The organism is Fundidesulfovibrio butyratiphilus, assembly GCF_054657235.1.
In genome coordinates, this window is record NZ_BAAHXA010000002.1 from 807408 (window position 1) to 830584 (window position 23177).

Annotated in this window: 18 protein-coding genes; 14 read left to right on the plus strand and 4 right to left on the minus strand. The window is 64.8% G+C overall.

Translation table 11 applies throughout. From position 1 onward, the window contains the following. The first annotated feature begins 6 nt into the window (after positions 1–6). The 3 genes from ACYQ01_RS14685 (at position 7) to ACYQ01_RS14695 (ending at position 3102) form a co-directional block, all read left to right on the plus strand. Entirely contained in the window at positions 7–624 is a 618-nt protein-coding gene (locus ACYQ01_RS14685) for a winged helix-turn-helix transcriptional regulator (protein WP_459934608.1), read from the plus strand. Next, entirely contained in the window at positions 621–1736 is a 1116-nt protein-coding gene (locus tag ACYQ01_RS14690; RefSeq protein WP_459934609.1) for an N-acetylneuraminate synthase family protein, read from the plus strand. The genes ACYQ01_RS14685 and ACYQ01_RS14690 overlap by 4 nt, the downstream gene beginning before the upstream one ends. Positions 1737–1986: 250 nt before the next feature. Continuing rightward, positions 1987–3102, plus strand: a complete 1116-nt coding sequence (locus ACYQ01_RS14695; RefSeq protein ID WP_459934610.1) for a glycosyltransferase — start codon at positions 1987–1989, stop codon at positions 3100–3102. A 236-nt stretch (positions 3103–3338) separates the two neighbouring features. On the opposite strand, the gene ACYQ01_RS14700 is transcribed toward ACYQ01_RS14695, so the two are convergent. Further along, the gene (locus tag ACYQ01_RS14700; RefSeq protein ID WP_459934611.1) at positions 3339–5270 is read right to left on the minus strand and encodes a LysM peptidoglycan-binding domain-containing protein; all 1932 of its coding nucleotides are present in this window, start codon (positions 5268–5270) and stop codon (positions 3339–3341) included. Positions 5271–5563: 293 nt separating this feature from the next. On the opposite strand from ACYQ01_RS14700, the gene ACYQ01_RS14705 reads away from it, so the two are divergent. The 7 genes from ACYQ01_RS14705 to ACYQ01_RS14735 all read left to right on the plus strand — a co-directional run bounded on the left by ACYQ01_RS14705 (position 5564) and on the right by ACYQ01_RS14735 (position 13281). After that, positions 5564–6304 (plus strand): TrmH family RNA methyltransferase, encoded by a 741-nt coding sequence (locus tag ACYQ01_RS14705; RefSeq protein WP_459934612.1) that lies wholly within the window; start codon positions 5564–5566, stop codon positions 6302–6304. Between the two features lie 368 nt (positions 6305–6672). Further along, positions 6673–8343, plus strand: a complete 1671-nt coding sequence (locus ACYQ01_RS14710) for a VCBS repeat-containing protein (RefSeq protein WP_459934613.1) — start codon at positions 6673–6675, stop codon at positions 8341–8343. An 18-nt stretch (positions 8344–8361) separates the two neighbouring features. Then, on the plus strand, positions 8362–9234 hold the full coding sequence (locus tag ACYQ01_RS14715) for a branched-chain amino acid ABC transporter permease (protein ID WP_459934614.1): 873 nt from the start codon (positions 8362–8364) through the stop codon (positions 9232–9234). Between the two features lie 2 nt (positions 9235–9236). Next, positions 9237–10160: a branched-chain amino acid ABC transporter permease gene (locus ACYQ01_RS14720; RefSeq protein ID WP_459934615.1), complete on the plus strand. Its 924-nt coding sequence runs from the start codon at positions 9237–9239 to the stop codon at positions 10158–10160. 49 nt (positions 10161–10209) lie between these two features. Further along, entirely contained in the window at positions 10210–11370 is a 1161-nt protein-coding gene (locus tag ACYQ01_RS14725) for an ABC transporter substrate-binding protein (RefSeq protein WP_459934616.1), read from the plus strand. Between the two features lie 119 nt (positions 11371–11489). Beyond that, a complete protein-coding gene (locus ACYQ01_RS14730) occupies positions 11490–12320 on the plus strand; it encodes a helix-turn-helix transcriptional regulator (protein WP_459934617.1) in 831 nt (276 codons plus the stop codon). 97 nt (positions 12321–12417) lie between these two features. Next, positions 12418–13281: a DMT family transporter gene (locus ACYQ01_RS14735; protein WP_459934618.1), complete on the plus strand. Its 864-nt coding sequence runs from the start codon at positions 12418–12420 to the stop codon at positions 13279–13281. 354 nt (positions 13282–13635) lie between these two features. On the opposite strand, the gene ileS is transcribed toward ACYQ01_RS14735, so the two are convergent. Further along, positions 13636–16725 (minus strand): isoleucine--tRNA ligase, encoded by a 3090-nt coding sequence (gene ileS / locus ACYQ01_RS14740; RefSeq protein ID WP_459934619.1) that lies wholly within the window; start codon positions 16723–16725, stop codon positions 13636–13638. A gap of 254 nt (positions 16726–16979) precedes the next feature. Between ileS and ACYQ01_RS14745 the strand changes: the two genes are divergently transcribed. The 4 genes from ACYQ01_RS14745 (at position 16980) to ACYQ01_RS14760 (ending at position 20066) form a co-directional block, all read left to right on the plus strand. Continuing rightward, positions 16980–17378, plus strand: a complete 399-nt coding sequence (locus ACYQ01_RS14745; protein ID WP_459934620.1) for a flagellar protein FlaG — start codon at positions 16980–16982, stop codon at positions 17376–17378. Positions 17379–17461: 83 nt separating this feature from the next. Further along, a complete protein-coding gene (locus ACYQ01_RS14750; protein ID WP_459934621.1) occupies positions 17462–18094 on the plus strand; it encodes a hypothetical protein in 633 nt (210 codons plus the stop codon). Positions 18095–18113: 19 nt separating this feature from the next. Beyond that, on the plus strand, positions 18114–18374 hold the full coding sequence (locus ACYQ01_RS14755; protein WP_459934622.1) for a hypothetical protein: 261 nt from the start codon (positions 18114–18116) through the stop codon (positions 18372–18374). 9 nt (positions 18375–18383) lie between these two features. Beyond that, positions 18384–20066, plus strand: a complete 1683-nt coding sequence (locus tag ACYQ01_RS14760) for a glycosyltransferase family protein (RefSeq protein WP_459934623.1) — start codon at positions 18384–18386, stop codon at positions 20064–20066. Positions 20067–20470: 404 nt separating this feature from the next. On the opposite strand, the gene ACYQ01_RS14765 is transcribed toward ACYQ01_RS14760, so the two are convergent. Both ACYQ01_RS14765 and ftsH read right to left on the minus strand, forming a co-directional pair. Next, entirely contained in the window at positions 20471–21115 is a 645-nt protein-coding gene (locus tag ACYQ01_RS14765; RefSeq protein WP_459934624.1) for a VTT domain-containing protein, read from the minus strand. Between the two features lie 63 nt (positions 21116–21178). After that, entirely contained in the window at positions 21179–23023 is a 1845-nt protein-coding gene (gene ftsH, locus ACYQ01_RS14770; protein ID WP_459934859.1) for an ATP-dependent zinc metalloprotease FtsH, read from the minus strand. Positions 23024–23177 lie beyond the last annotated feature (154 nt).

The following is a 23177-nucleotide window of genomic DNA, read 5'->3' on the forward strand; positions in this document are numbered from 1 at the left end:
ATCGCCATGTTTCTCGTAAACAAGGCCTACTACCGCCCGAGCAAGGCCGCGCGCTACCTTTCCATTCTGGACTCCCTCGCCCAGAACGGCCGGGTGAGCCAGACCGAGCTCGGACACAGGGCCAACATCTCCGGGGCCATGGTGAACCAGTACCTCAAGGAGATGGTGGACAAGGGCTTCATCGAATACCAACGGGTCAACGGCAAGAGCTATCGCTACCTGCTCACTCCCCAGGGAGAAGCCCGCCGGCGGGCCATGTTTTCGTCGTTTTCGAGCGAGACCGTGCAGATCTACACCGCGCTCAAAAACGACATCATTCGAAAACTCAGGGCCCTGAACCAGAACGGGGTCGTGAAACTGGCCTTGTTCGGGGCCTCGGAGACCTGCGAGATCGTTTTGCAGGCCCTTCGGAACTTGGCCTGCTTCGAAGTCGTTGCCCTGGTGGACAACGACGCGCAAAAGCACGGCAAATCCTTGGGAGGCCATGTCATCGGCCCTCCGCAACTGCTCGAGACGGTGCGGCCCAAGGCCGTGGTGATCACGTCCTTCGGCTGTCAGGATGAGATCCACGGGCAACTTCAGCCCTTCAGCGAACAGCACAACGTGGAGATCGTACGCTTATGAAACTCCTTCCTCCCATCCGTCTCAGATCAGGGGTGTCCATCGGGCACGGCCAGCCGTGTTTCGTGGTGGCCGAGATCGGCAACAACCACCAAGGCGACCTGTCCGTCGCTCGGCGGATGGTCGAGGAGGCCGCGCGGGCGGGAGTGCAGGCCGTCAAGTTCCAAAAGCGGGACATGAACGCCCTGTTCACCACCGCCGGGCTGCAAATGCCCTATTCCGGGCCCAACAGCTTCGGGGCCACCTACGGCGAACACCGCCAGGCCCTGGAACTTTCCATCGAGGACATGGCCGAACTCAAGGCCCATGCCGAAAACCTGGGGCTGGTCTTTTTCGCCTCGGCCTGGGACAGCGTGAGCCTGAGCGAAATGGCCGAGCTGGACGTGGAGCTGGTCAAGATCGGCTCCGCCGACATGGTGAACATTCCCCTGCTGCGTCAGGCCGGCTCCATGGGGGTGCCGGTGTTTCTTTCCACGGGCATGAGCATCGTCGGCGAGATCGACCTGGCCGTCACCGAATTGCGCAAGTATCACGACGAAATCGTGATCCTGCACTGCAACTCCACCTATCCCTGCCCGGACGAACACGTGGGCCTGCCCGTCATGGCCGAATTGGCCCGGCGCTATCGCCTGCCCGTGGGGTACTCCGGCCATGAGCAGGGGCTGGGGCCCAGCGTGGCCGCGGCCGCCCTGGGAGCCTGCGTGGTGGAGCGCCACTTTACCCTGGATCGCGCCCAGCGCGGCACCGACCACCAGGCCTCTCTGGAGCCGGAGGGCATGGCCCAGATGGTGGACATGATCCGCCAGACCCAGGCGGCCATGACCGTACGGCGCAAGGAAGTGTTCGACAGCGAGCGCCAGGTGGCGATAAAGCTCAGAAAGAGCATTGTTTTCGCCCGCGATCTGCCGGCCGGACACGTGCTCACCCCGGCCGACCTCACGGTGAAGTGCCCGGGCAGCGGCATCTGTCCGGTCCAGTGGGACGAAATTGTCGGGCGAGCCCTGCTCACTCCGGCCCGCCACGAGGAAATGGTCCAGTGGGAGCATGTGGCTCCGCCCGCGCGCAGGCCCGCCCCTTTGCTTGACGAGCTTTCCCTGGTGCGCGGACGAATTTAAGGGAAAGCTCGCCAAAAAGCCGGATTTCGCGCCATCCGTTCCGGCTCCTCGATCTCTTGCGAACGGCGGCCGATCCACGGCCGCCGATGCGGTCCCGCGATTGCGCGCCTTGAAAACAGGCGAATGTTCTTCTAGTATCAAAAAGCCGTTTGACTCGTGCATTTCGAATTGAAGACACAGCGCTTTCCCGGACGCCCCGACCCCGGCGTCCGAAACGCCGCGCGCGCAAGGACCAAGGAGATCCCCGGCCATGTTGGTGCTGCATTTTTCCCGCACGCCCCTGGCGGGCATGCCCATTCGCCTCTGTCAGGCCCAAAACCGCCACCTGCCGCTCACGGCTCGCCTGGTGGATTCAAGCCGATTCGGACTTTTCGACCACGACGTGGTCTTTGACGAAACCCCGGAACTGGCTGTGGACCTGGCCCGAAAGGCCGACATCGTCCATCTCCACAATTACCTCGACCTCGATTCCGACGCCTTCGCGCCCATCGATTTTCGCGACCTGGTGCACAAGGGCGCGGCCGTGGTGCGCCAGTTCCATTCCACGCCGGACTTGGTGGCCCAGGTCATGGGTATCACGCCGCAGGCGTTGCTCGCCCAACCGATTCCCTCCCTGGTCATCGCCCAATATCCCGAGCGGCTCTATCCCGACGCCCTGGTGGTGCCCAATTTCGTTTTCGAAGACGATCCCGCCTGCCAGCCGTCCACGTCGCCCCCGCTCTGGGACGTTTTCTACAGCTACACCAAGGACATCGACGCCTGGACCGACCGCTGGAACACCAAGGGCGCGCCCCAGACCCTGCGCATGCTGGACACTCTGGCCAAGGACCTGGACTTGCGCGTGCGCACGGTCACGGATCGTCCCCTGGCCGAAGTCCTGGCCGACAAGCGTCGCAGCCGCATCGCCCTCGACGACATGGTGACCGGAAGCTATCATCTGACCGGCCTGGAAGCCCTGGCCCAGGGCGTGCCGGTGCTGAGTTGTCTCGACGAACGCAGCCAGGCCCTGTTGCGCCGCTTTTCCGGCGCGGACTGGCATCCCTTCATCAACACCCGCCTGGAAGAAGCCCCGAAGGTCATCGCCCACCTGGCCGGGGAGCCGGAACTCTGCCGGGCCTTGGGCTTGGCCGGACGCCGCTGGCTGTTGGCCCATTGGCGCGAGGAACGCATGGTCGGGCACTACCAGGCCGCCTACGACCTGTTGCTCGAAGACCCCGCCCTGGTGCGCCGCCAACCCCTTTTGGCCCTGGACGGACCGGACCGCATCTTCGCCACCCGCACCCTGCCCGACCTTGTGCACACAGCCAGAGGGCTGGCCTACGAGGCCGGGGCCGAGGCCTTCTGGAAGGGGTGGACACAGGACTGAACCGGCAAAACGGCCGGCACGGACCGGTCACCACGCCGGGGAAGGCGATGAAACGAAAGCGCCAGGGCCCGTTTCCGATCATGCCGGAAACGGGCCCTGACGCTTTGCTTCGCCGAAATTCCTGACGATCTGCTGAAAAATTCCTTCCGCTCGCGCGGTTTCAACAACTCCACGCCCTCCCGCCGGGGAACGCACGCGGCGCATGACGTTTTGTCCGCCGCGCCCGGGAGGGGGGCCTACTGGAAGATCTTCAGCTTGTCCCCGGGACGCAGCGTCACGGACTTGTTCAGGTTGTTCCAGGCCAGGATGGCATGGGGATCGACCTTGAGCTTGCGGGCGATGCTCCACACGGTTTCTCCGCTGGCCACATGGTATTGGATCGGCTTCTGGGGGCCGGACGGCTTCTTGTCTTCAACCTTGCTGGAGCGCGACTTGGAGTCGGCCTTGGCCGCGGTCTTGGGGTCAGGGGACTTCTCGCGCTTGTCGCGCTTGTCGCTCTTGCTACTCGTGCGGGCGTCGGTCTTTTTGTTGTCGTCCCGGTCGCGATCCCTGGAGGCGACCTGGACGGGCGCCGCCGGCTGCGCCTGTCCGGGCAGGGTTAGGCGCATGCCCGCCCGCAGGTCCTTGCCCGACTTGAGCTTGTTGGCGGCCATCAGGTCCTTGACCGAAATCTTGTGCGTCTGGGCCAAACTGGAGAGGGTGTCACCCTTGCGCACCTCCACGGTCCGGGTCTGGGCCGCACTGGCCGGAGCGGGCTGGGAGTGGGTGGGAGCCAGCACCAGTTGGCAGGCCGCCGCGCCCCGCACTGTGACCGGAACGGTGATGGTGCGCCCGGCCCCGCCGATCTGCGATTCGTACTTCGCGTTGTTGGCCTTGAGAATGTCGGCCCGCGACACGCCGAACTGCTTGGAGACCGAAGCCAGGGTTTCCCCCCGCTTGAGCTTGTAGGCCACGTTGCGGCGCACTTCGGGTTGGGGCTTGGCCACGGGACGTTCCTCGCCCATGGAGGCCAGGGCGGTATCCTGGGCGGAGCTGTCCATGGGGATCACCACGGTCTGGTCGGCCAGGATGGTTTCCCCCAGGTTGGGGTTCATCTGGCGCAGGGCGGCCACGGGCACGCCGGTGCGCCGCGAAAAGGTCCACCAGGTGTCGCCGGGCACGGCGGCGAAGGCGCGCAATCCCTTGTTGGGGAAGCAGGCCGGATTGGAGAGGTAGGCCAGGGCCCGTTCCTTATTGGCCTGGGGCAGGTAGGCGTGGGTCTGGCGGTCCGGCGGGCTCACCTGGCGGCGAAAGCTGGGATTGAGGCCGTGGAATTCCTCCCAGCTCATGGAACAGGCGTCGGCCATGGCGGCCAGGTCGGTTCCGCCCGGGACGTTGACCTCCTCGATGACGCGGCCGTCGTTCCACTGCACGGAATTGAAGCCCAGGCTCTCCAGGTTCTTGAAGATGTAGAGCACGGCCAGGAACTTGGGCACGTAGTGGCGGGTTTCCTGCTTGAGCAGGTTCGGGTTTTTGGCGATATCGAAGAAATCGCTCTGTCCGGACTGGGCCATGACCCGGCTCATCTTGCCTTCACCGCAGTTGTAGGCGGCCAGGGCCAGATTCCAATCGCCGAACATGTTGTAGAGTTCCGAAAGGTACTTGGCCGCGGCGATGGTGGCCAGGTAGGGGTTGCGGCGTTCGTCCTCCCACCAGTCGAGGTTCAGGCCGAAGCGTCGTCCCGTGGCGGGCATGAACTGCCACATGCCGCCCGCGCCCACCGGGGAGTAGGCCATGGTGTTGTAGCCCGATTCGATGAACGGCAGGGCGATGAGGTCGGGCGGCAGCTTGTAGGTGGAGAGCACGGCGCGAATGTAGGGCAGGTGCGGTTGGGCCCGCTCCAGCCACCGGCGCATGGTGTCGCGGCGTTCCTGGGTGAAGTAGGTGAGAAACATCTGGACTTCTTCGGTCTGCCTGACATCCAGATTGAAGGGAATGTCGATTTTCGAAGCCAGGGCCTTTTTTTCCTGCTCGGTGAGGGGCCGGGGCCGATTGATCTTGAGCGTGTCGGCGGTGATTTCGGGTTCGAGGTTGGGGGTCATGTCCCCATTGTCGGAATGGTATTTTTTCGCGCACGCGGACACAAGAAAAAGGACGAACAGGACGAATACGGCTGTTTTTTTGTTCATGCCACCTCCGGCGGCCGTTTCACGGGGAGCATCGTGTCCGGCTCCGGCTGCAAAGTGCTGATTTGTCGAGAATAGAAGACTCTCTAACTCAGCAGGTTCGAAAAGGCAACATGCCAAACGTGAATTCTGTGTAATGGTGCCGCCGCTTCCCACCGTGCTCCGTTGTTTCGGACGTTACTTTGGGAAAACAACGTTGCGATGACATTGTACAACAGAGTGCGGGCGCAAAACATCATAGGGTACGAAGCAAAACTCCACTTGCCCGCCACAGGAAAATGCGGCAGGAACGCGTGATGGAAAACATCGTGACCGGGCGAAAGCCCGTACTGGAGCTGGTGCTCTCCCGCCCGGGAGAGGTGGAGCAGGTCGTGTTGCGCCAGGGGATCCAGGGGCAAGACATCAAGGAGTTGACCGCAGCCTGCCGCAAGGCCGGCGTGCGTTGGCGTTTTCTGCCCGCGGAGGTGTTGGCGCGCCTTGCTCCCGGCTGTCGGCAGGGCGTGGCCGCCATGGTGTTTTCCCGGGGCTTCGTGGAGTTGGACGATCTGTTGTCCAGGGCCGTCCGCGCGCCCTTGCCGGTGGTCCTGGCCCTGGACCAGGTGCAGGATCCCGGAAACGTCGGGGCGCTGTCGCGCACGCTGCTGGCCCTGGGCGGGGCCGGACTCATCGTTCTTCGGGATCATGCGGCTCGTCTGGGCGGGGCGGCCTCCCGAGCTTCGGCCGGGGCGCTGGAGCGGCTGCCCGTGCATCAGGCCGTGAACCTGGGCCACGCCCTGGACGCCTGCGCCATGGCCGATTTCCTGGTCTGCCGGGCCGAAGCCGGTCCGGCCGGCGACGACGTGTTCCGGGCCACATTCCGCTTTCCGCTGGTCCTGGTGCTCGGCGCCGAGGGAAAAGGGGTGCGTCCCGGCGTGGCCAAACGCTGCGAGGCCAGCTACTTCATTCCCATGCCGGGCGGATTCGATTCGCTCAACGTGGCCCAGGCCGGCGCCGTGGTGCTGGGCCAGATGGCCCGCCAGGCCTTTGCAGCCCGTTGAAAACGTCGATTCTTGCAGCCTGTTCAATAAACTTGCTGGCAAGGCGCGGGAAAAAGTCAAGCCCGAAGCGGAGTGGGCATTCGTTGAGGGGGGTGAGCTTTTCGCAGCAACGCAGCCAGCAAGAATTTTTCATGCATGGCCCCGCCCCGATGTCAAAACGACACCGTGACGCCTGTCGGCCGCTGTGACGCCGCGCCCGATTCCATTTTGTTCCCGGAGGTAACCGAAACGGGCGAAAGGTCCACATCATACCAGGAACGCCACTCCACATTTGTTTGCGAATGAAGAAGGAAGATGGTATCAAGCCAGCGCCCGGTCAAGGCGCCAGTCGAACCGACCGGGTTTTCCCACTCCATGGAGGTATCTTCATGATCCGCGTGCGCACCGCGCTTTTGGCCGTTCTGGCCCTCTTGTTCGTCTGCCAACCCGCCTGGGCGCAGAAGGTCAAAACCTTCGCCGTCCTGCCCTTCGCGGTCAACGGCCCCGACAAGTTCAGCTATCTCTCCCAGGGCGTGCAGGACATGCTCATTTCCCGTCTCACCGCCCCGGGACAGTACCAACCGGCCGACCGGGCCAGCGTGGACGCCAAAGGCAAATCCCTGCCCCGGTCCGAAGCCGACGCCAAGGCGGTCATGAGCCAGCTCAGGGCCGACTACCTGATCTACGGCTCCATGACCATCGCCGGCGACGACGCCAGTCTGGACATGAAAATCGTCGGACCCGACGGAACGGTCACGCCCAAGAACACCCAGACCAAGCTCAACACGCTGGTCCCCACCATGGAAAGCGTGGCCCGCGACATCAACGCCAGCGTCTTCAAGCGCCCCCAGGCCGCGATCGACCCCAAGACCGGACAGCCCGCGCAGCGCATCAACCAGATGAACCCGTCCTTCGTGGTTAATCAGAACGCCCCGAACCAGCAGGTCTACCTCAATCCCAACTTCCGTTACGCCGGCAACATCGAGTCCCCCGGCTCCTGGCGCAGCCAGAGCCTGCCCTTCGCCGCCAACGGCATGGCCCTGGGCGACCTGGACGGCAACGGCAAGAATGAATTCGCGTTCATCACCGACTCGGATCTGTTCGTCTACCGCTATCAGGACCGCGCCCTGGCCCAGGTGGCCAAGTGGAGCGGCCCCCCGCGCGTGCGCAACATCCGCGTGACCATCATCCCGCTGGGCTCGGACAAGCGTCCCAAGATCGTGGTCACCGGGTATTTCGACCACAACCCCTGGTCCACCATCCTGCGCCTGGAAGGCAACAAGCTGGTGCCCGAAGCCGAACGCCTGCCCTTCTACCTGGCGGCCGCTGGTCTGCCTCCGCGTTTCCAGCCGCAGCTCGTGGGCTGCCGGGGCGACCAGAAGAACCTTTTCACCGGCGGCGTCCACGAAATGGTCTACACCGGCGGAAAGCTGACCCTGGGACCGAGAATCAGCCTGCCCAACAAGGCCAACCCCTTCAATTTCACCTATCTGCCCGATGAGTCCGGCTACAAGCTCGTGTTGGTCAACGACGACGACCGGCTGGAAGTCTATACCGCCAAGAACGACGTGCAGGCCAAGACCGAAGAACAGTATTGCGGATCGAGCCTGGGCCTCGAACACGACGCCATGCTGACGCCCATGATGCAGGCCAACGACGACTATCTCTGGAACTACTACTACGTTCCCCTGCCGCTCGTAGTGGCCACCCTGGAGCGCGGCAAGAGGCCGCAGTTGCTGGTGAGCAAGAACATCTCCATCGCGTCCCAGTTCTTTCAGAACTACCGCTACTTCTCCCAGGGCGAGATCCACTCCCTGGTCTGGGACGGCGTGGGACTCAACCTGCTCTGGAAGACCCGGCGCATCAAGGGCACCGTGGTGGGCTACGAAGTGTCCGATTTCGACGGCAGCGGGCAACCCGCCCTGGTGGTCTGCCTGAACACCTATCCCGGCCCCACCGGCTTCAAGACCCGGCGTACCCTGGTCATGGCCTACTCCATGGACGTGAACTCCATGGGCAAGGGCGGCCAGTACGGCAATATGGAGGAGGTGGGCAACTAGCCCGCCACAAACCGCTTCGTGCTGGCGCTGTATCTGGCCCAGGCCGTCAACTCCGGGTTGGCTCTGGGCGCCGTGTACGGGCTCATGGCCCTGGGTTTTTCCCTGGTCTACAATTCGAGCCGACTGATCAATTTCGCCCAGGGGGAACTGCTCCTCCTGGGCGGACTTGTCCTCTACAGCCTGTCCCAGGCCGCACATCTGGGACCGGTGTCCGCCCTGATCGCCACGGGGCTCTTCGGTTTCGCGCTGGGCCATGTGCTCTACGCCACCACCCTGGGAGTCAGCCTGCGGGCCGATCCGCTGAACCAACTCATGCTCACCGTGGCCGCGAGCCTGGTCTGGCAGGGCGCGGCCATCCTCATCTGGGGCAAGAACCCCCTGAAGCTCGATCAGTTCCTTCCCTTGCCCGCGCTCCGGCTGGGACCGCTGTTTTTTTCCCAGAACACGGTGACCGCGCTGGCCGTCAGCGTCTCCAGCGTGGTGGGCCTGTCGCTCTTTCTCGGCCGCACCCGTACGGGACGCGCCGTGCGGGCCGTGTCCATGAACGCTCTGGCCGCAAGCCTGCAGGGCGTGAATCCGGTACGCTGCCAGGCGCTTACCTTCGCCCTTTCCGGCGTGTTGGCCGCCCTGGCCGCCATGGCCATCGGTCCCCAGACCATGCTGCGCTACGACATGGGCTTCGGCCTGGGGCTCAAGGGCTTCGTGGCCGCCACCCTGGGCGGCTACGCCTCCCTGCCCAAGGCCTTCGCCGGCGGCTTGGCGCTCGGGCTCCTGGAAGCCGTGCTCACCCTGGCCTTTTCCGCCGATCTCAAGGAAACCCTGACCTACGGGTTGCTCATCGCCGTGCTGGTGCTCGTTCCCGCACCCCAAGCCAAGCTGGAAAAGGTCTAGCCGTGCGCGGGGATCTCGTTCGTCTGGCCGCCTTGCTGGCCGTGCTGGTGGGACTTGGCTTGTTCCTGCCGTCGTTTCAACTGCTGACGCTCAACCAACACCTGGTGCTGGCGGTCAACGTGCTGGCGCTCAATTTCTGTCTGGGGCTGGGCGGACAAGCCTCCATGGCCACCGGAGCCTTCTGCGGGCTGGGGGCCTACGCCATGGCCCTGCTGCTTCCCGTGTGGCCCGACGGCGCCCCGATCATCGTGCCGGGCGCGGCCTTCGCGGTGTTTCTCCTGGCCGCGGCCGTCAGCTACCCCATGGAAAAGCTCGGCGAAGGCTTTTTGGTCATGGCCACTCTGTGCCTGTGTCTGGTCTTCACCAACCTGCTTCTGGCCTTCACCCCGGAAACCGGCGGGTCCAACGGCATGATGGTGGAGATCCACCCCGGGCTGCCCGGCATCGGGCGTCTGGTTGGCGACCGGGCCAACTTTTTCGCCCTGCTGGTCCTTTTGGGGGTGGGCGGCTACGTGTTCTCGGCCCTTCGCGCCTCGCGTCTGGGTCGGGCCCTGCTGGCCTGCAAGGAGGACGCCCTGGCTGCGTCGAGCTGCGGCGTGGACCGACTCAAGGTCCGCGCCCTGGCCTTCGGACTGGGAGGAACGCTTTCCGCCCTGGCCGGCATGGTGCAGGCCAACTCCACGGGCTTCATCAGTCCGGGACAGTTCGATTTGTTTCTCTCGCTCAAGACCCTGCTGTTTTTGGTCATCGGCGGGCCGGGCCGGCTTTTGCGGCCCATTCTGGCCGTGTTGTTGCTGGAAACGATCCTGGATCGTTTCTATACCTTGGGCGAATCCAGCGTGCTTCTGCACGGACTGGTGTTGGCGGCCGCCCTCCTGGCCGGACAACTGCGTCAGGCCCGTTGGCCCGCGAGGTTGCCCCGCTAGGCAAAGGCGTGTAGGCATTTTGCCCATCTCACGTTTCCGGGAGGGAATTATGCCGCGCCTTGTCGTCTTGTTGCTGCTCGTCATCCTGGGTCTGGGCTCCAGAGCCCTGGCCGCCGATCCCATTCTCATCGGCGGCGTTTTCGCCGAATCGGGTCCTGCCGCGGAAATCGGGGCCGCCACCCGTCTGGTCGCCGAAATGGCCCTGGCCCGCATCAACGAAAAGGGCGGCATTCTCGGCCGGCCGGTCAAGCTCATCACCTACGACACCCAATCCAGTCCCGAGGTGGCCCTGCGCATGGTGCGCCAGCTCGTGGAATCCGACAAGGTGCTGGCCGTCATCGGACCCACGTCCACCGGCGAGGGCATGGCCGTGAAGAAGTACACCGAGGAACATCAGGTGCCCACCATCATGACCGTGGGCGGCGACGCCATCGTGGCCGGAGGAAAGTACGGTCCCTTCTTTTGGACCTTCAAGGTGCCCCAGCGCACCGCCATCGCCGTGGACAAGATTTTCGGCCACCTCAAGGCCAAGGGCCTGACCAAGGTGGCTCTGCTCACCGCCAAGGACCCCTTCGGGCAGGACGGCCTGGCCGCCCTCAAGGCCCAGGCCCCCAAGTACGGCATCGAGATTGTGGCCGAAGAAAACCTGGACGCCAAGGGAGCGGATTTTTCCGCCGAAGCCTTCAAGCTGGTCATGGCCAAGCCCCAGGCCGTGGTGATCTGGACCATCGGGCCCGCCGCGGCCATAGCGGCCAAGAATTTCGCCTCCCTGCCCGGGGAAAAGCCCGTGCTCGTGCAGTCCCACGGCATCGCCGGTCCCAACTTCCTCAAGCTGGCCGGCGACGCGGCCGAAGGCGTGATCATGCCCGCCACCAAGCTCATGATCGCCGGGGAACTGACCGCGAACGACCCGCAAAAGCCGGTGATTACCCGCTTTGTGACCGATTATGAAACCGCCGGGCTTCAGGCCAAATTCCCCATGAACACCCACTCCGGCTACGCCTCCGACGCCCTGCTCCTGCTCGACGACGGCCTGCACAAGGCCGGCAAGGCCGACCGCAAGGCCCTGCGGGACGCCCTGGAGAACCTGAAGAACGTGGTGGGCGTCTCGGGCATCTTCAACGTCACCCCCCAGGACCACAACGGCCTGGCCACCGACTCGCTGGTCATGGTGACGGTCAAGGGCGGGAAGTTCGTGGAAGAGAAGTAGGCACGAAAAAAGCGTCAAGAGGGAAGCGTTGGGGGGACACTGTTCCCCCAACCCCTCTCCCGAGTGGCTTTCGGCGGGTTTCGCCGGGAGGAGTGATCCGCGCGGGGGAAATGGCGGCCATGAGTACGAGACCGAAAAGTCATTCCACCTTCCTGCGCGACGCGGACCTGCCTTTTCTGGAAGTGCGCGACTCGCACATCTCCGGCCACCCCTTTGGACTTCACACCCATACCACCTATTCCCTGAGCGTCACCCTGCGCGGGGCCACCACCCTGGTATGGCGCGGCGGCCGGCGTCCCGCTCCGGCCGGTACGCTCGTGTTCGTGCCGCCCGGCGTGGTCCACGCCTGCAACCCCCTGCCCGGCGGCACCCTGGAATACGTGCTCTTCGCGTTCGCTCCCGACTGGTTCGAGGCGCGGCTGTCCTCGGCCGGACTGCACCGCGCAGGAATCGTCCTTCGTCCGGCCGTGCTGGATCGTGTTCCGGCCGTGCGGGAGTTCGTGGAATTGGGGCGGGCGCTTCTTGCCGGACGGGTGCGCCCCGAAAACAAGGTTCGACTGCTGGACGCGGCCCTGCGGCCCTTTCTCGACCGCCTGGGCGAGGGCGTTCTTGCGGGCGAGGATTCCCCGGCCGTCCACCGGGCCGCCGGCCTGGCCGCCGCCCACCTGGCCCGCCGGCCGGCCAGCCGCATCGCCCTTTCCGAATTGGCGCGGGTCAGCGGTGTGACGCCCTGTCATCTGGCCAGGGTCTTTCGTCGGGTTCATGCCATGACTCCCCACGCCTACCAGAATCAGTTGCGGGTGGAGTTGGCCAAGACCCTGTTGGCCCGGGGGCTGCCTATCGCCCAGGTGGCCGTCCAGGCCGGGTTTTCCGACCAGAGCCACCTGAACCGGGTTTTTCGCCGCTACGCCGGAGCCACTCCCGGACAGTACCAGGCAGACGCTTCCTGAGTCCGGTGCGCAATTTCGTCCAAGACCGAATCCCTTGACCAGGCTACACCCCGCGTTCGCGGCCCTCAGGGCCGATACCTTTCCCGCGAGGTGTTTCATGCGATATGCACTTCTCAAGGCCTACGCCGCTCTGTTGGCCACCGTGCTCTTCTGGGGACTCTCCTTCACCGTCACGAAGGTGGCCCTGTTGGGTTTTTCCCCTCCGGCCGTGGCCTTTTTGCGTTTCACCCTGGCCGCGCTGATCCTCTTGCCGGCAGCGCTGGCCACCAATGCCTTGCGTCTGTCCCTGGCCAGACATGCGCGCGTTTTCGGAATCGCTATTCTGTTTCCCGGTTGCTACTTCGCCCTGGAAACCTGGGCCCTGCGTTTGACCACCGCCACCAGCGCCTCCCTTATCGCCGCCGCCGTGCCCATGGCCGTGCTGGCATTGGCCTCGATCCTGGCGCGCAGACTGCCCACGGCGGGGCAGGCCCTGGGCGTGTTTTCATCCCTGGCCGGCGTGGGCCTGCTCGTCGGGTTTTCCGCCGGGCCGGCCAACTCCGGCGATGCCTTGATGGCTGGCGCAGTGGTCTGCGCCGCCGTCTACATGGTGGCCGCGTCCAGGCTCGAAGGTGTTTCCCCCCTGGGGTTTACCGCCTTGCAAATGTGTTGGGGCGCACTGTTTTTTCTGCCCTTCTTCGCGGCCGACATGCCGAGTTGGTCCGAGGTTCCCGGCCAAAGCCTGGCCGCCGTGGTCGCCCTGGCCCTATTTGCCACCGTCGGGGCGTTCCTGGCCTACAACTACGCCCTGACCAAGGTGTCGGCCACGACCGCTTCCATGTGTATCAACGCCGTGCCTCTGGTGGGCGTCGCGGGCGCGCACCTGGTGCTGGACGAGTCGATCACCGCCATGCAGGCCCTGGGCGGAGCCGTCATTCTGGTCTGCGTCTGGGCAACCGCCCCGAGAGGAGAAAGAGAGTAAGAAGACGACAGGAGAGGAAAGAGCCCCGGCGGCCAGGGGCTCCGTCCCTGGACCCCGTTGGGGGGAGTGATTCCCCCCAATCCCCCCCGAGTGAGAGCGGGAGAGGTGAGACGGGGCAAGGCGATAGACTCGCTCGATAGCACAAGAAAAAGTCCGGGGGTGCTTTCGGCAAAGCCGAAAACACCCCCGGACTTAACTCTTTGTCTTTTCGCGCCTGACCGTTAGCGGGCGCGGAGGACCCTTTTACGCAGGCAATCGGGGATTCCAAAGGGGATCACCCCCTTTGGCCGCCGGAGGCCTCTTCTCCTGCGTCAACCCCGCCGGCTTCAGGTCCCAAGCCGTACGGCGGGCAGGCTAGACCGGCCGCACCTCGATGCGCACGGTGCCGTTTTCCTTGTCCTTCACTTCTATCTGGGGCGCGGTCACGTCCGCGGTCATGGCCGTGGCCAGGCACTGTTCGGCCAGCCAGGCGCCGTGGGCGTCCAGGGCTTCCTTCCAAACGCCGTCGGCTTCGATGGCCAGGGTGATGCGCTGTTCGTAGGCCAGGTCCAGCTTTTTGCGCTGGTCCTGCACGTAGCGGTTGAGCGTGCGGGCCGCGCCTTCGCGCTTGAGCTCCGGCGTCACTTCGAGCCTGAGTCCCACCACCAGGCCCTTGTCTTCGGCCACGCCCACGCCCTTGTCCAGGGCTTCGAAACGCACCTGGTAGTCACCGGGTTCGATGCGGGTTCCGGCGGCGGTGAGCGCACCGGAAGCGGGGTCGATTTCGTACTGGCCGGACTTCACCGCGCCCATGACCGGTCCGAAAGCGCCCTTGAGGGCCGGGCCAAGCTTCTTGGCGTCCAGCACCACGCTTTGCCGGGCGAACTCCTGGGCGTTCGCGGGGTATTCCATGTCCTTGACGTTGACCTGTTCGAGCACCAAGTCGCGGTAGGGCTCCGTGCGATCCTTGTCCACCCCCGCCACCAGGATGGCCGACAAGGGCTGACGCAGATTGATGCGGGCCTTTTCCCGAATGGAGCGTCCGCTTTCGATGATGCGGCGCACGGTATCGATTTCGGCCGTGAGTTTTTCGTCGCGCCGGACGGGACAGGCCGTGGGCCAGTCGGCCAGGTGGACGGATTCCCCGGTCAGGTGCTTGTGCACGTGATCCATGGTGAAGGGAATGAAGGGCGCGAAGATGCGGCAGGACTCCACCAGGGCGGTGTACAGGGTGTCGAAGGCGGCGCGGGCGTCGTCGGTGATCTGTTCGGTCCAGAACCGGGGGCGGTTCAGCCGCACGTACCAGCCCGAGAGGGTGTCGACGAATTCGAGTATGGCCTGGTAGCAGCGCGGCAGGTCGTAGGCTTCGATGTGGCGTTCCACGTTCTCGCGCAGGTTTTCCAGTTCGGCCAGGAGATGCCGGTCGGCCAGCACCGTGGCGGACTGGATGAGCGCCGGTTCGTAGCCCTTGGCCAGGGCCGCGTACGAGGTAAAGAAGTGGAAGACGTTCCAGTAGGGAATCAGGTAGCGGCGCACGGCCTCTTCCACGTCGCGTTCGGAGAAGCGCACGTCCAGGCCGCGCACCACCGGAGAGGAGAGCAGGTAGATGCGCAGCGCGTCCGAGCCGTGCTTTTCCACCACTTCCATGGGGTCGGGAAAGTTCTTGAGCCGCTTGGACATCTTGCGCCCGTCTTCGGCCAGCACCACGCCGTGGCAGATGGCGTTGGAGAACGGCGCCTTGTCCTTGAGGAGCGCGCCTTCCACCAAGAGGGTGTAGAACCAGCCCCTGGTTTGGGCGATGTATTCCACGATGAACGAGGCCGGATAGTTGTCGTTGAACCACTGCTCGTTTTCGAAGGGGTAGTGGGCCTGGCCATAGGGCATGGCTCCGGATTCGAACCAGCAGTCGAACACTTCCGGCACGCGACGCATGGTCCCGGAGCAGCCGGAGGCCGAACATCCCCAGGTGAGCTCGTCGCAGAAGGGCCGGTGCAGATCCGTGACGCTTTTCCCGGTCTTGGTTTCCAGTTCGGCCAGGCTGCCCGGCACCTCGTCGGCGCCGCACTTGTCGCAGCGCCACACGGGGATGGGCGTGCCCCAGAAGCGGTTGCGCGACACGGACCAGTCTCGCGCGTCCGCGATCCAGTTCTTGAAGCGGCCGCCGCCAATATGCGCGGGCACCCAGTTGATGTCCTCGTTGCAGGCCAGCAGCTTGTCCCGGTGCTCGCTCACCCGCACGTACCAGCTGGATATGGCCCGGTAGATCAGCGGATGGTCGCAGCGCCAGCAGTGCGGGTACTTGTGGCGGTAGTTTTCCTGGGCGAAAAGCGCGCCCGATTCGCGCAAATGCCTGGCCACGTGCTTGTTGGACTCGAACACGCCCATGCCTTCGAAATCCGGGGCCTGGGCCGTGAACTTGCCCTGGTGGTCCACCGGGTCGAAGAGCGAAATGCCCTGGCTGGTGCATAGCGCATAGTCGTCCTCGCCAAAGGCCGGGGCCATGTGCACGATGCCCGTACCCATGGAGGTGTCCACGAACGAACCCGACAGGATGACGTGGGTTCCGGGACGGGAGGCGTAGTCGAAAAGCGGCGCGTAGGCCCGGCCGACCAAGGCCGATCCCGGACGTTCCTCCACCACGCGCGCGGTTTCGGGCAGGAACTTCTTGTAGCTCTCCATGCGTTCCTTGGCCATCCAGACGAAATCGTTCTCGCCGATTTCGAGCAGCACGTAGGTGAGCTCCGGTCCCACGGCCAGGGCCAGGTTCGAGGGAAGGGTCCAGGGGGTGGTGGTCCAGGCCAGATAGGACCAGTGGGGATTTTCCCGGTCGCGCAGGCGCACGGTGATGGCCATGTCGTCGCGTTCGCGGAAGGCGTCGTCCAATCCGGTTTCGAAATTCGACAGCGGGGTCATGCACCGGTTGCAGTAGGCCACCACGCGGGGGCTTTCGTAGACCAGGCCTTTTTTGTGAAACTGGGAGAACAGCCAGAGCACGGTTTCCATGAAGGTGAGGTCCATGGTCTTGTACTGGCGCTTGAAATCGACCCAGCGGCCGATGCGGGTGATGACGCGCTCCCACTCGCCGGCGTAGCCCAGCACGATGTCGCGACACTTCTGGTTGAACTTGTCGATGCCGTACTTTTGGATCTCGTTCTTGCCCGAGATGGCCAGGATCTTCTCCACCTCGTATTCGATGGGCAGTCCATGGCAGTCCCAGCCCCAGGTGCGGTCCACGAACCGGCCGCGCATGGTGAAATAGCGGGGCACGGTGTCCTTGACGTAGCTGGTCAGGATGTGCCCGTAGTGGGGCAGGCCCGTGGCGAAGGGCGGGCCGTCGTAGAACACGTAGGGCTTGCCCTGTCGGGTTTTTTCCAGGGACTTCTGGAAGGTCCGGTCGGCTTGCCAGGAGGCGAGCACGTCCTCTTCGAGCTTGGGAAACGAGACGCTTGACGGTGCGGCTTTCACGTGAGTGGCTCCACGAGCGCGGGCTGGTCCGCGCGAAGAATCATTTGAAGATCGGGAAGCAAGGAGATTGATGAAAATGCGCCATATGTCAAGGAAGGCTCCGGGCCGTGGCCCCGGGCCGTTCTCCGGGATTTCGGGGCCTTGGGCCGAATTCGGAAAACAAGGGCGCAAGGCCTAAAGTTTTGCCCCCCAATGCCGATGGATACAGCGACGAACGCGGATAAGGCGGGGTCTCATCCAGGGAGGGGTGAACCATGAACATGCAACCGATCGACGGGGCGCGGGACGCCCAGATGCAGACGGTGGAAACCTCCGCGACCATGACGCGCCGGGAGACCGCTTTGTCGGTTGAACGGACGGGCGAGGCGCAGTCCAAGACCGACCAGGCCGGCGGCAAGAACAAGAAGAAGGACAAGGACAACAAGTCCGAAAACGCCGACGTGACCGCCATAGTCAAGCAAGCGGACCAGTATTTCCAGGCCAAGGGGGTGAACCTGCATTTCAAGGTCTCGGACAACAATCAGGCCGTGCAGGTGGAGATGGTGGAGGACGGCACCGAGAAGGTCATCTGCAAGATTCCCAGCGACGACATCGTCAAGCTGCGCGACAGCATGAAGCGCATGGCCAAGGGCGTCAAGGACGTCGCGGTGTGAGCGGGCATTACGATTCGGACAGATACAGCGAAACAGGGCTCCCGACGCTTGATGCCGGCCCCGGCATCCAGTATGGGAGCCCCGTGTACACCATTCTTCGCGCTCTCTGTCTCGTCTTGTGCCTGGGGGTGGCCTTTTGCGGCCCGGTCCTGGCCAAGGACCATGGCTCGGACAGCCACAAGTCCTCGTCCAAGCACTCGGACAAGTCGAAAAAGAAATCCTCGGAAAAGTCCAAGCAGTCCAAATCCAAATCCAAGTCCAAATCCAAAAAAGACAAGGCCGATTCCGGCGGAACGAGCAAGTTCGCCGGCGGGTTTCGGTCCCTGGCCTGGGGCACGGCCCTTGCCGACGTGCCCGGCCTGGAAGTGCGCGAGCGGGCGGGCGACGCCAAGTACTGCGTGCTCCCCGGCGACGACATGGATTTCGACGGCGTCACCATGCGCGAGATCGTCTACGTCTTCTGCAAAAACAAGCTTGCCGGGGCGCTCATGCGCTACGACGGCGTGATCACGCATCAGGCCCTCATGGGCAAGCTCACCGGCATGTACGGCGCACCCAAGGAAAGCCCGCCCAACTCGGTCGACGACCGCTCCTGGCGGTTCGACGACGGGAAAGCCACCCTCATGATCGAGTATTCCAGCAGGGGAGCCACCGGTGCTGTGGCCTATTTCGCCGCCGGGCTGTTCTCTCCCTGCGAGGGCATGGCCGCGCCGTAACCCCTCAGGAGGAAACCCCATGCAAGGCGTCTGGGACGATCTCGACAAGGAACGCGTCTCCCGGGCCGTGGTCACGGCCTTTTACAGCGACGAATTCTTAAGCGTGCTGGCGGACATCAACAACGCCCAGTCCCCCGAGGAAGTGCGCCAGGCCCGCGAGCGGGTCAAGGAGCTCATGGGCCTGTGGCGTCAGGAATGCCCGGAGTACGCCTTCATGGTGGATTGCCTGTTCCTGTTTTCCGAAAAGATGGAGCAGGTCCTGAGCGAAGACCAGGACTAACCCCGGCCCATGCCCGACAGGCCCACGGCCCTGTACGTCTCGCCGGGCTATCCGGCCGCGCTCGAGAGTTCGGGATTTCGGGTGCATACGGTTTCTCCCCCGCCGGGACTCTTCGACCTGCCCGCCTATCTGGAACAAACCGGTCTGTCGCCGGACCTTGTCCTGCAAGACGAAATTTTGGCCCCGCGCGTGCTCATCAAGGGCCTGTGGACCTTTGACCGGCCGGTCGTCTACTGGAGCCGCGATCCCCACCTCAATCACTCCTGGCAGGCTCCCTACGTCTCCCAATTCGACTTGGTGGCCAGCACCCAAAAGGACTGGCTGGCCCCGTTTCAGGCCCTGGGCGTCTCCCGCACGCTTTGGCTGCCCTGGTGCGAATCGCCGCACGCCTTTCGTCCTCACGTCGCACGTTCCCACCCCGTGGGTTTTGTGGGGCGCGTCAGCGTTCATCGACCCAAGCGTCGTCTGTTCGCCGAGTTTCTCGCCCGCTCCTTCGACGCCAGGGTGGAGACCGACTTGCCACCGGCCGAGGTGCGGGACTTCTACGCCCAAACCCGTCTGGCCCCGGACGAATCCCTGCACGGCGAGATTACGCATCGTCTGTTCGCGGCCGCCGCGGCCGGCTGCCTGCCTGTTGTCCCTCGGGCGGACAACGGTCTGGAGGAGCTTTTCACCCCCGGAAGCGAAGTTCTCCTCTACGAGGGAGCGCTGGAATTGGCCGAAGTCCTGACATGGGGGCTGGCCCACCCCGAAGCGGTCCAGTCCATGGGGGAAGCGGCCCGTCTCCGCCTGGAAGCCGCGCATCAACCCCGCAACCGCATGGAAACTCTGGGCCAGGCCGCACGGACCCTTGGCCGCACCGGTCCGCGCGGTCCGGCTGGCGAAAAGCTCTTCTGGCTGGGAGCGGCCCGCTGTCTGGAAGCGAACCTGCTGCCCGGCTGCGAAAGCGCGGTGTCGGCCGAACTCGTCCGCCGCCGCGACGATCCCGACGCCTGTTGCGCCCTGTTGGCCCTCCTGGTCCGGGCCGGGAAGCGGGATCAGGCCCTGGGGATGGCCGCCTCCGCTTTCGAGGCGGGTTTCGCTCCGGCCTACGGACCGTTTCTCCTCGCCCTGGCCGCCCTGGCCCTGGACCGGGGGCAGGCCGCCCTCGTCCTTCGGGCGGTTGCCCGGTTGGTGGCCCTGCGTCTGGTCGATCGCGCGCCGTCCGACGCCGGACCGGCCGGGACCTGTCTGGCCATGGCCCAGGCCTGGCTGCGTCTGGGCGTCGAGCGCCGTCCCGGCTTTCCCTTCGAACCCGGTCTCACCCTGCCCGCCAGCGCCCTGGAATGTCTGATGCTCGCCCATCACCTCGCCCCGGCGGACATCGTCGTCAAACGTCGACTGGCGGATACCCTCGGGCGCATGCCCGGCATGGAAGTGCCTCACCTGGGGCTGGTCTGCGAATTGAGCCTGGCCAACCAGCAGGATTTTCGCCAAAGCCTGGCCGTGGGCTTGGCCGAGATCGCCGCCTTCCGGCCCGAGCAAGGCTTGAAGGAACTCCTCCAAGCCCGACGCAACGCCCTGGGACAAGGGCGATTGGCCTCCTTCGACCGCGCCCTGGCCGGACGCGACCCGTCGGGGCGGGTGCGACGGGCGTTGGCGCGGGCGCGGGAAGAAAAGAGGGAAGAGGCCTCCGGCGGCCAAAGGGGATGATCCCCTTTGGAATCCCCGATTGCTTGCGGGAAGGGGGGCGGTCTGGCGGGAAGAAGGACAGGCGCGAAAGTGCAGGGAGGGGGAGAAAGGCGTTGTTTCGGGACGTTCCGGGACCGCAAAGCCGGTCCCGGAACGTCCCGAAACACGGCCCACGGCGCTACGCGCCATTGTGGGTGGAATTAAAGAATAACGTTTGCGTAGCATGTCGCCGCGAAGCGGCGAGGGCGTCGTTGCCGGATGTCCGGGCGGGCAAAGCCTGCCCGGACATCCGGCAACGACTCTTCCATCCCCCTTCCCGCCCCGGTCCTCATCCCACCGCTTGGAGCCACCTCTCGCGCTCGCACACGGGGGGGACCGGGGGGAATCATTCCCCCCGGCCGCCGGAGGCTCTTCATTCTTCTCGTTTACCGTCCACGAAACACGCTCGTATACAGGGCTCGGACGAGGACGCCCAGCAGGGGCGCGCCCAGGGCGAGGAAGATGGCCAGGGAGAAGTTGCGTTCCACCCAGGGGATGCGGCCGAAGAAGTAGCCGCCGAACAAGTAGAGGGGCGTCCACAGGAGTTTGCCCAGGGCGTTGTATGTGAGGAATTCGCCCCAGCGCATGCCGACCGCGCCGCCCACCAGGGGGGCCAGTCCCCGCAGCACGGGCACGAACCGCGCGGCCACCACGGTGACGCCGCCGTGGCGCGCGTAGTATTCCCGGACCTTGCCCAGGGCCTGGGGCGAGAGAAAGGGGATCGTGCGCCCGGCCAGGAGGTGCGTTCCCAGCAGGCGCCCCCAGGAGAAGTTCGCGGTGTCGCCCAGGAAGGCCGCCGCCATCATGAGAAAAAGGGTGGTCCAGAGATTGAAAACCGCGCCTCGCGCCGCCAGCGCGCCCACGGCGAAGAGCACGGTATCGGAGGGCAGGGCCGTGGCCACCACCAGTCCGGTTTCGGCGAAGACCACGGCGAACAGGGCGACGTAACTCCACACGCCCCAGGCGCCGGCCAGTTCGAGGAGGTGGTTTTCCAGGTGGGCGGCCAGCTCCCAGAGGTGGGCCAGGTCCATGGGGATCGGTCCTTGTTCTGTCGCGGGCGGCGGCCCGCGCGAAGCGACCCGGCCCGTGCGGTCTCAGGCCGCCGGCGCGGCGTCGTCGTGTGACGGCGCGGGCTTTTCGGCGGCGAGAAACGCTTCGAACTGGGCCTGGTCGAGCACTTCGACTTCCAGGAGCTTTTTGGCCACGGCCTCGATCGTCGGGCGATGGGTTTCGAGCAGGGAGCGCACCCGGGCGTGGGCGTCGTCCAGGATGGCCTTGACCTCCTGGTCCACGCGCGCGGCCGTGGATTCGCTGTATTCCTTGCCCGTGAGCGGGGCCTGTTCCGGGGAAAGGAACAGGGGCCTGGACTGGCGGGGATAGGTGGACAGGCCGAGCGTGGCGCCCATGCCGTATTCCGTGACCATGGCCCGGGCGATGTCCGTGGCGCGTTGCAGGTCGTTTTGCGCGCCTGTGGAGACCTCGTTGAAAACGAGCTCCTCGGAGCTGCGTCCGCCAAGCAGCACGTCGATGCGTCCGAGCAGTTCGGCGCGGGTCATGAGGTAGCGGTCTTCGGTGGGCAACTGCTGGGTGTAGCCCAGCGCGCCCAGTCCCCGGGGCACGATGGAGATCTTGTTCACCTTGTCCGACCCCGGGGTGAAGGCCGCCACCAGGGCGTGCCCGGTCTCGTGGTAGGCCACAATGGTCTTTTCCTTGGGGTTGATGACCCGGTTTTTCTTCTCCAGACCGGCGATGACCCGGTCCACGGCCTCGGAGAGGTCGTCCATGTCCACGGCTTCCTTGTCGTGGCGCGCGGCCAGGAGTGCGGCTTCGTTGACGATGTTGGCCAGGTCCGCCCCGGAAAAGCCGGGCGTGCGTTGGGCCACCTCGCGCAGGTTCACCTTGGGCGAGAGTTTCACGTTTTTGGCATGTACTTCAAGGATGGCCAGGCGGCCGTTCACGTCGGGCTTGTCCACCAGCACCTGGCGGTCGAAGCGTCCGGCGCGCAACAGGGCCGGGTCCAGGGTCTCGGGGCGGTTGGTCGCGGCCATGATGACCACGCCGGTGCGCGGGTCGAAGCCGTCCATTTCCACGAGCAACTGGTTGAGGGTCTGTTCGCGCTCGTCGTGTCCGCCCATGACCGCGATGCCGCGGGCCTTGCCGATGGCGTCGAGCTCGTCGATGAAAATGATGCAAGGGGCCTTTTCACGGGCCTGGTTGAACAGTTCGCGCACGCGCGAGGCGCCCACGCCCACGAACATCTCCACGAATTCCGAACCGGAAATGGAAAAGAACGGCACGCCCGCCTCGCCGGCCACGGCGCGCGCCAGCAAGGTCTTGCCCGTGCCCGGGGGCCCCACCAGCAAGACGCCCTTGGGCATGCGTCCGCCCAGGTGCTGGTATCGTTCGGGCTCCTTGAGAAAGTCGATGATTTCCTTGAGTTCGTCCTTGGCCTCGTCGCATCCGGCCACGTCGGCGAAGGTGGTGTCCAGGTCGGACTCGGCCGCGATCTTGGCCCGGTTGCGGCCCATGGCCATGAGCTGGTCTCCGGGATTGAAACGCTTCATCAACACGTACCATAGGCCGAAAAAGATGACCGCCGGCAGCACCCAGCCCATGATGTCGCGCAGGAAGGTGGATTCGGGTTGCCCCCGGAACACCACGTTGTACTTGGCCAGCAGGGCCGAGAGTTCGGGATCGACCCGCACGGCCACGAACCGTTCTTCGATTTCCTGGCCGTCCACGGTTTCGTGCATTTTGCCCTGTATGGCGCCCTGGGTGATGGACACCTCGATGATCTTGCCGTCCTGCAGGGCCTTGAGGAAGTCGGAATAGGCCAGGGCCTTGGGACCGTAGTGCGCGGAAAGATAATCTTGAATGAAGAGCATGGCCCACAGCGCGGCCACGAAATACCAGATGGTGAAGTGATGCTTGGATTGCAGCTTGGGTCCGTTGGGTTTTTTCTGGTCGTCGTTCATGGTGTTTCAGATAGAGCCTTGCGACGCTTCGGTCAATGACCGGGAGGGCGAAAAGCCCGGTTCCTTCGTTTCCCGGACAAGGACGGTGGGCCGGGCGTGTCCGTGTGGTCGTTGCGAT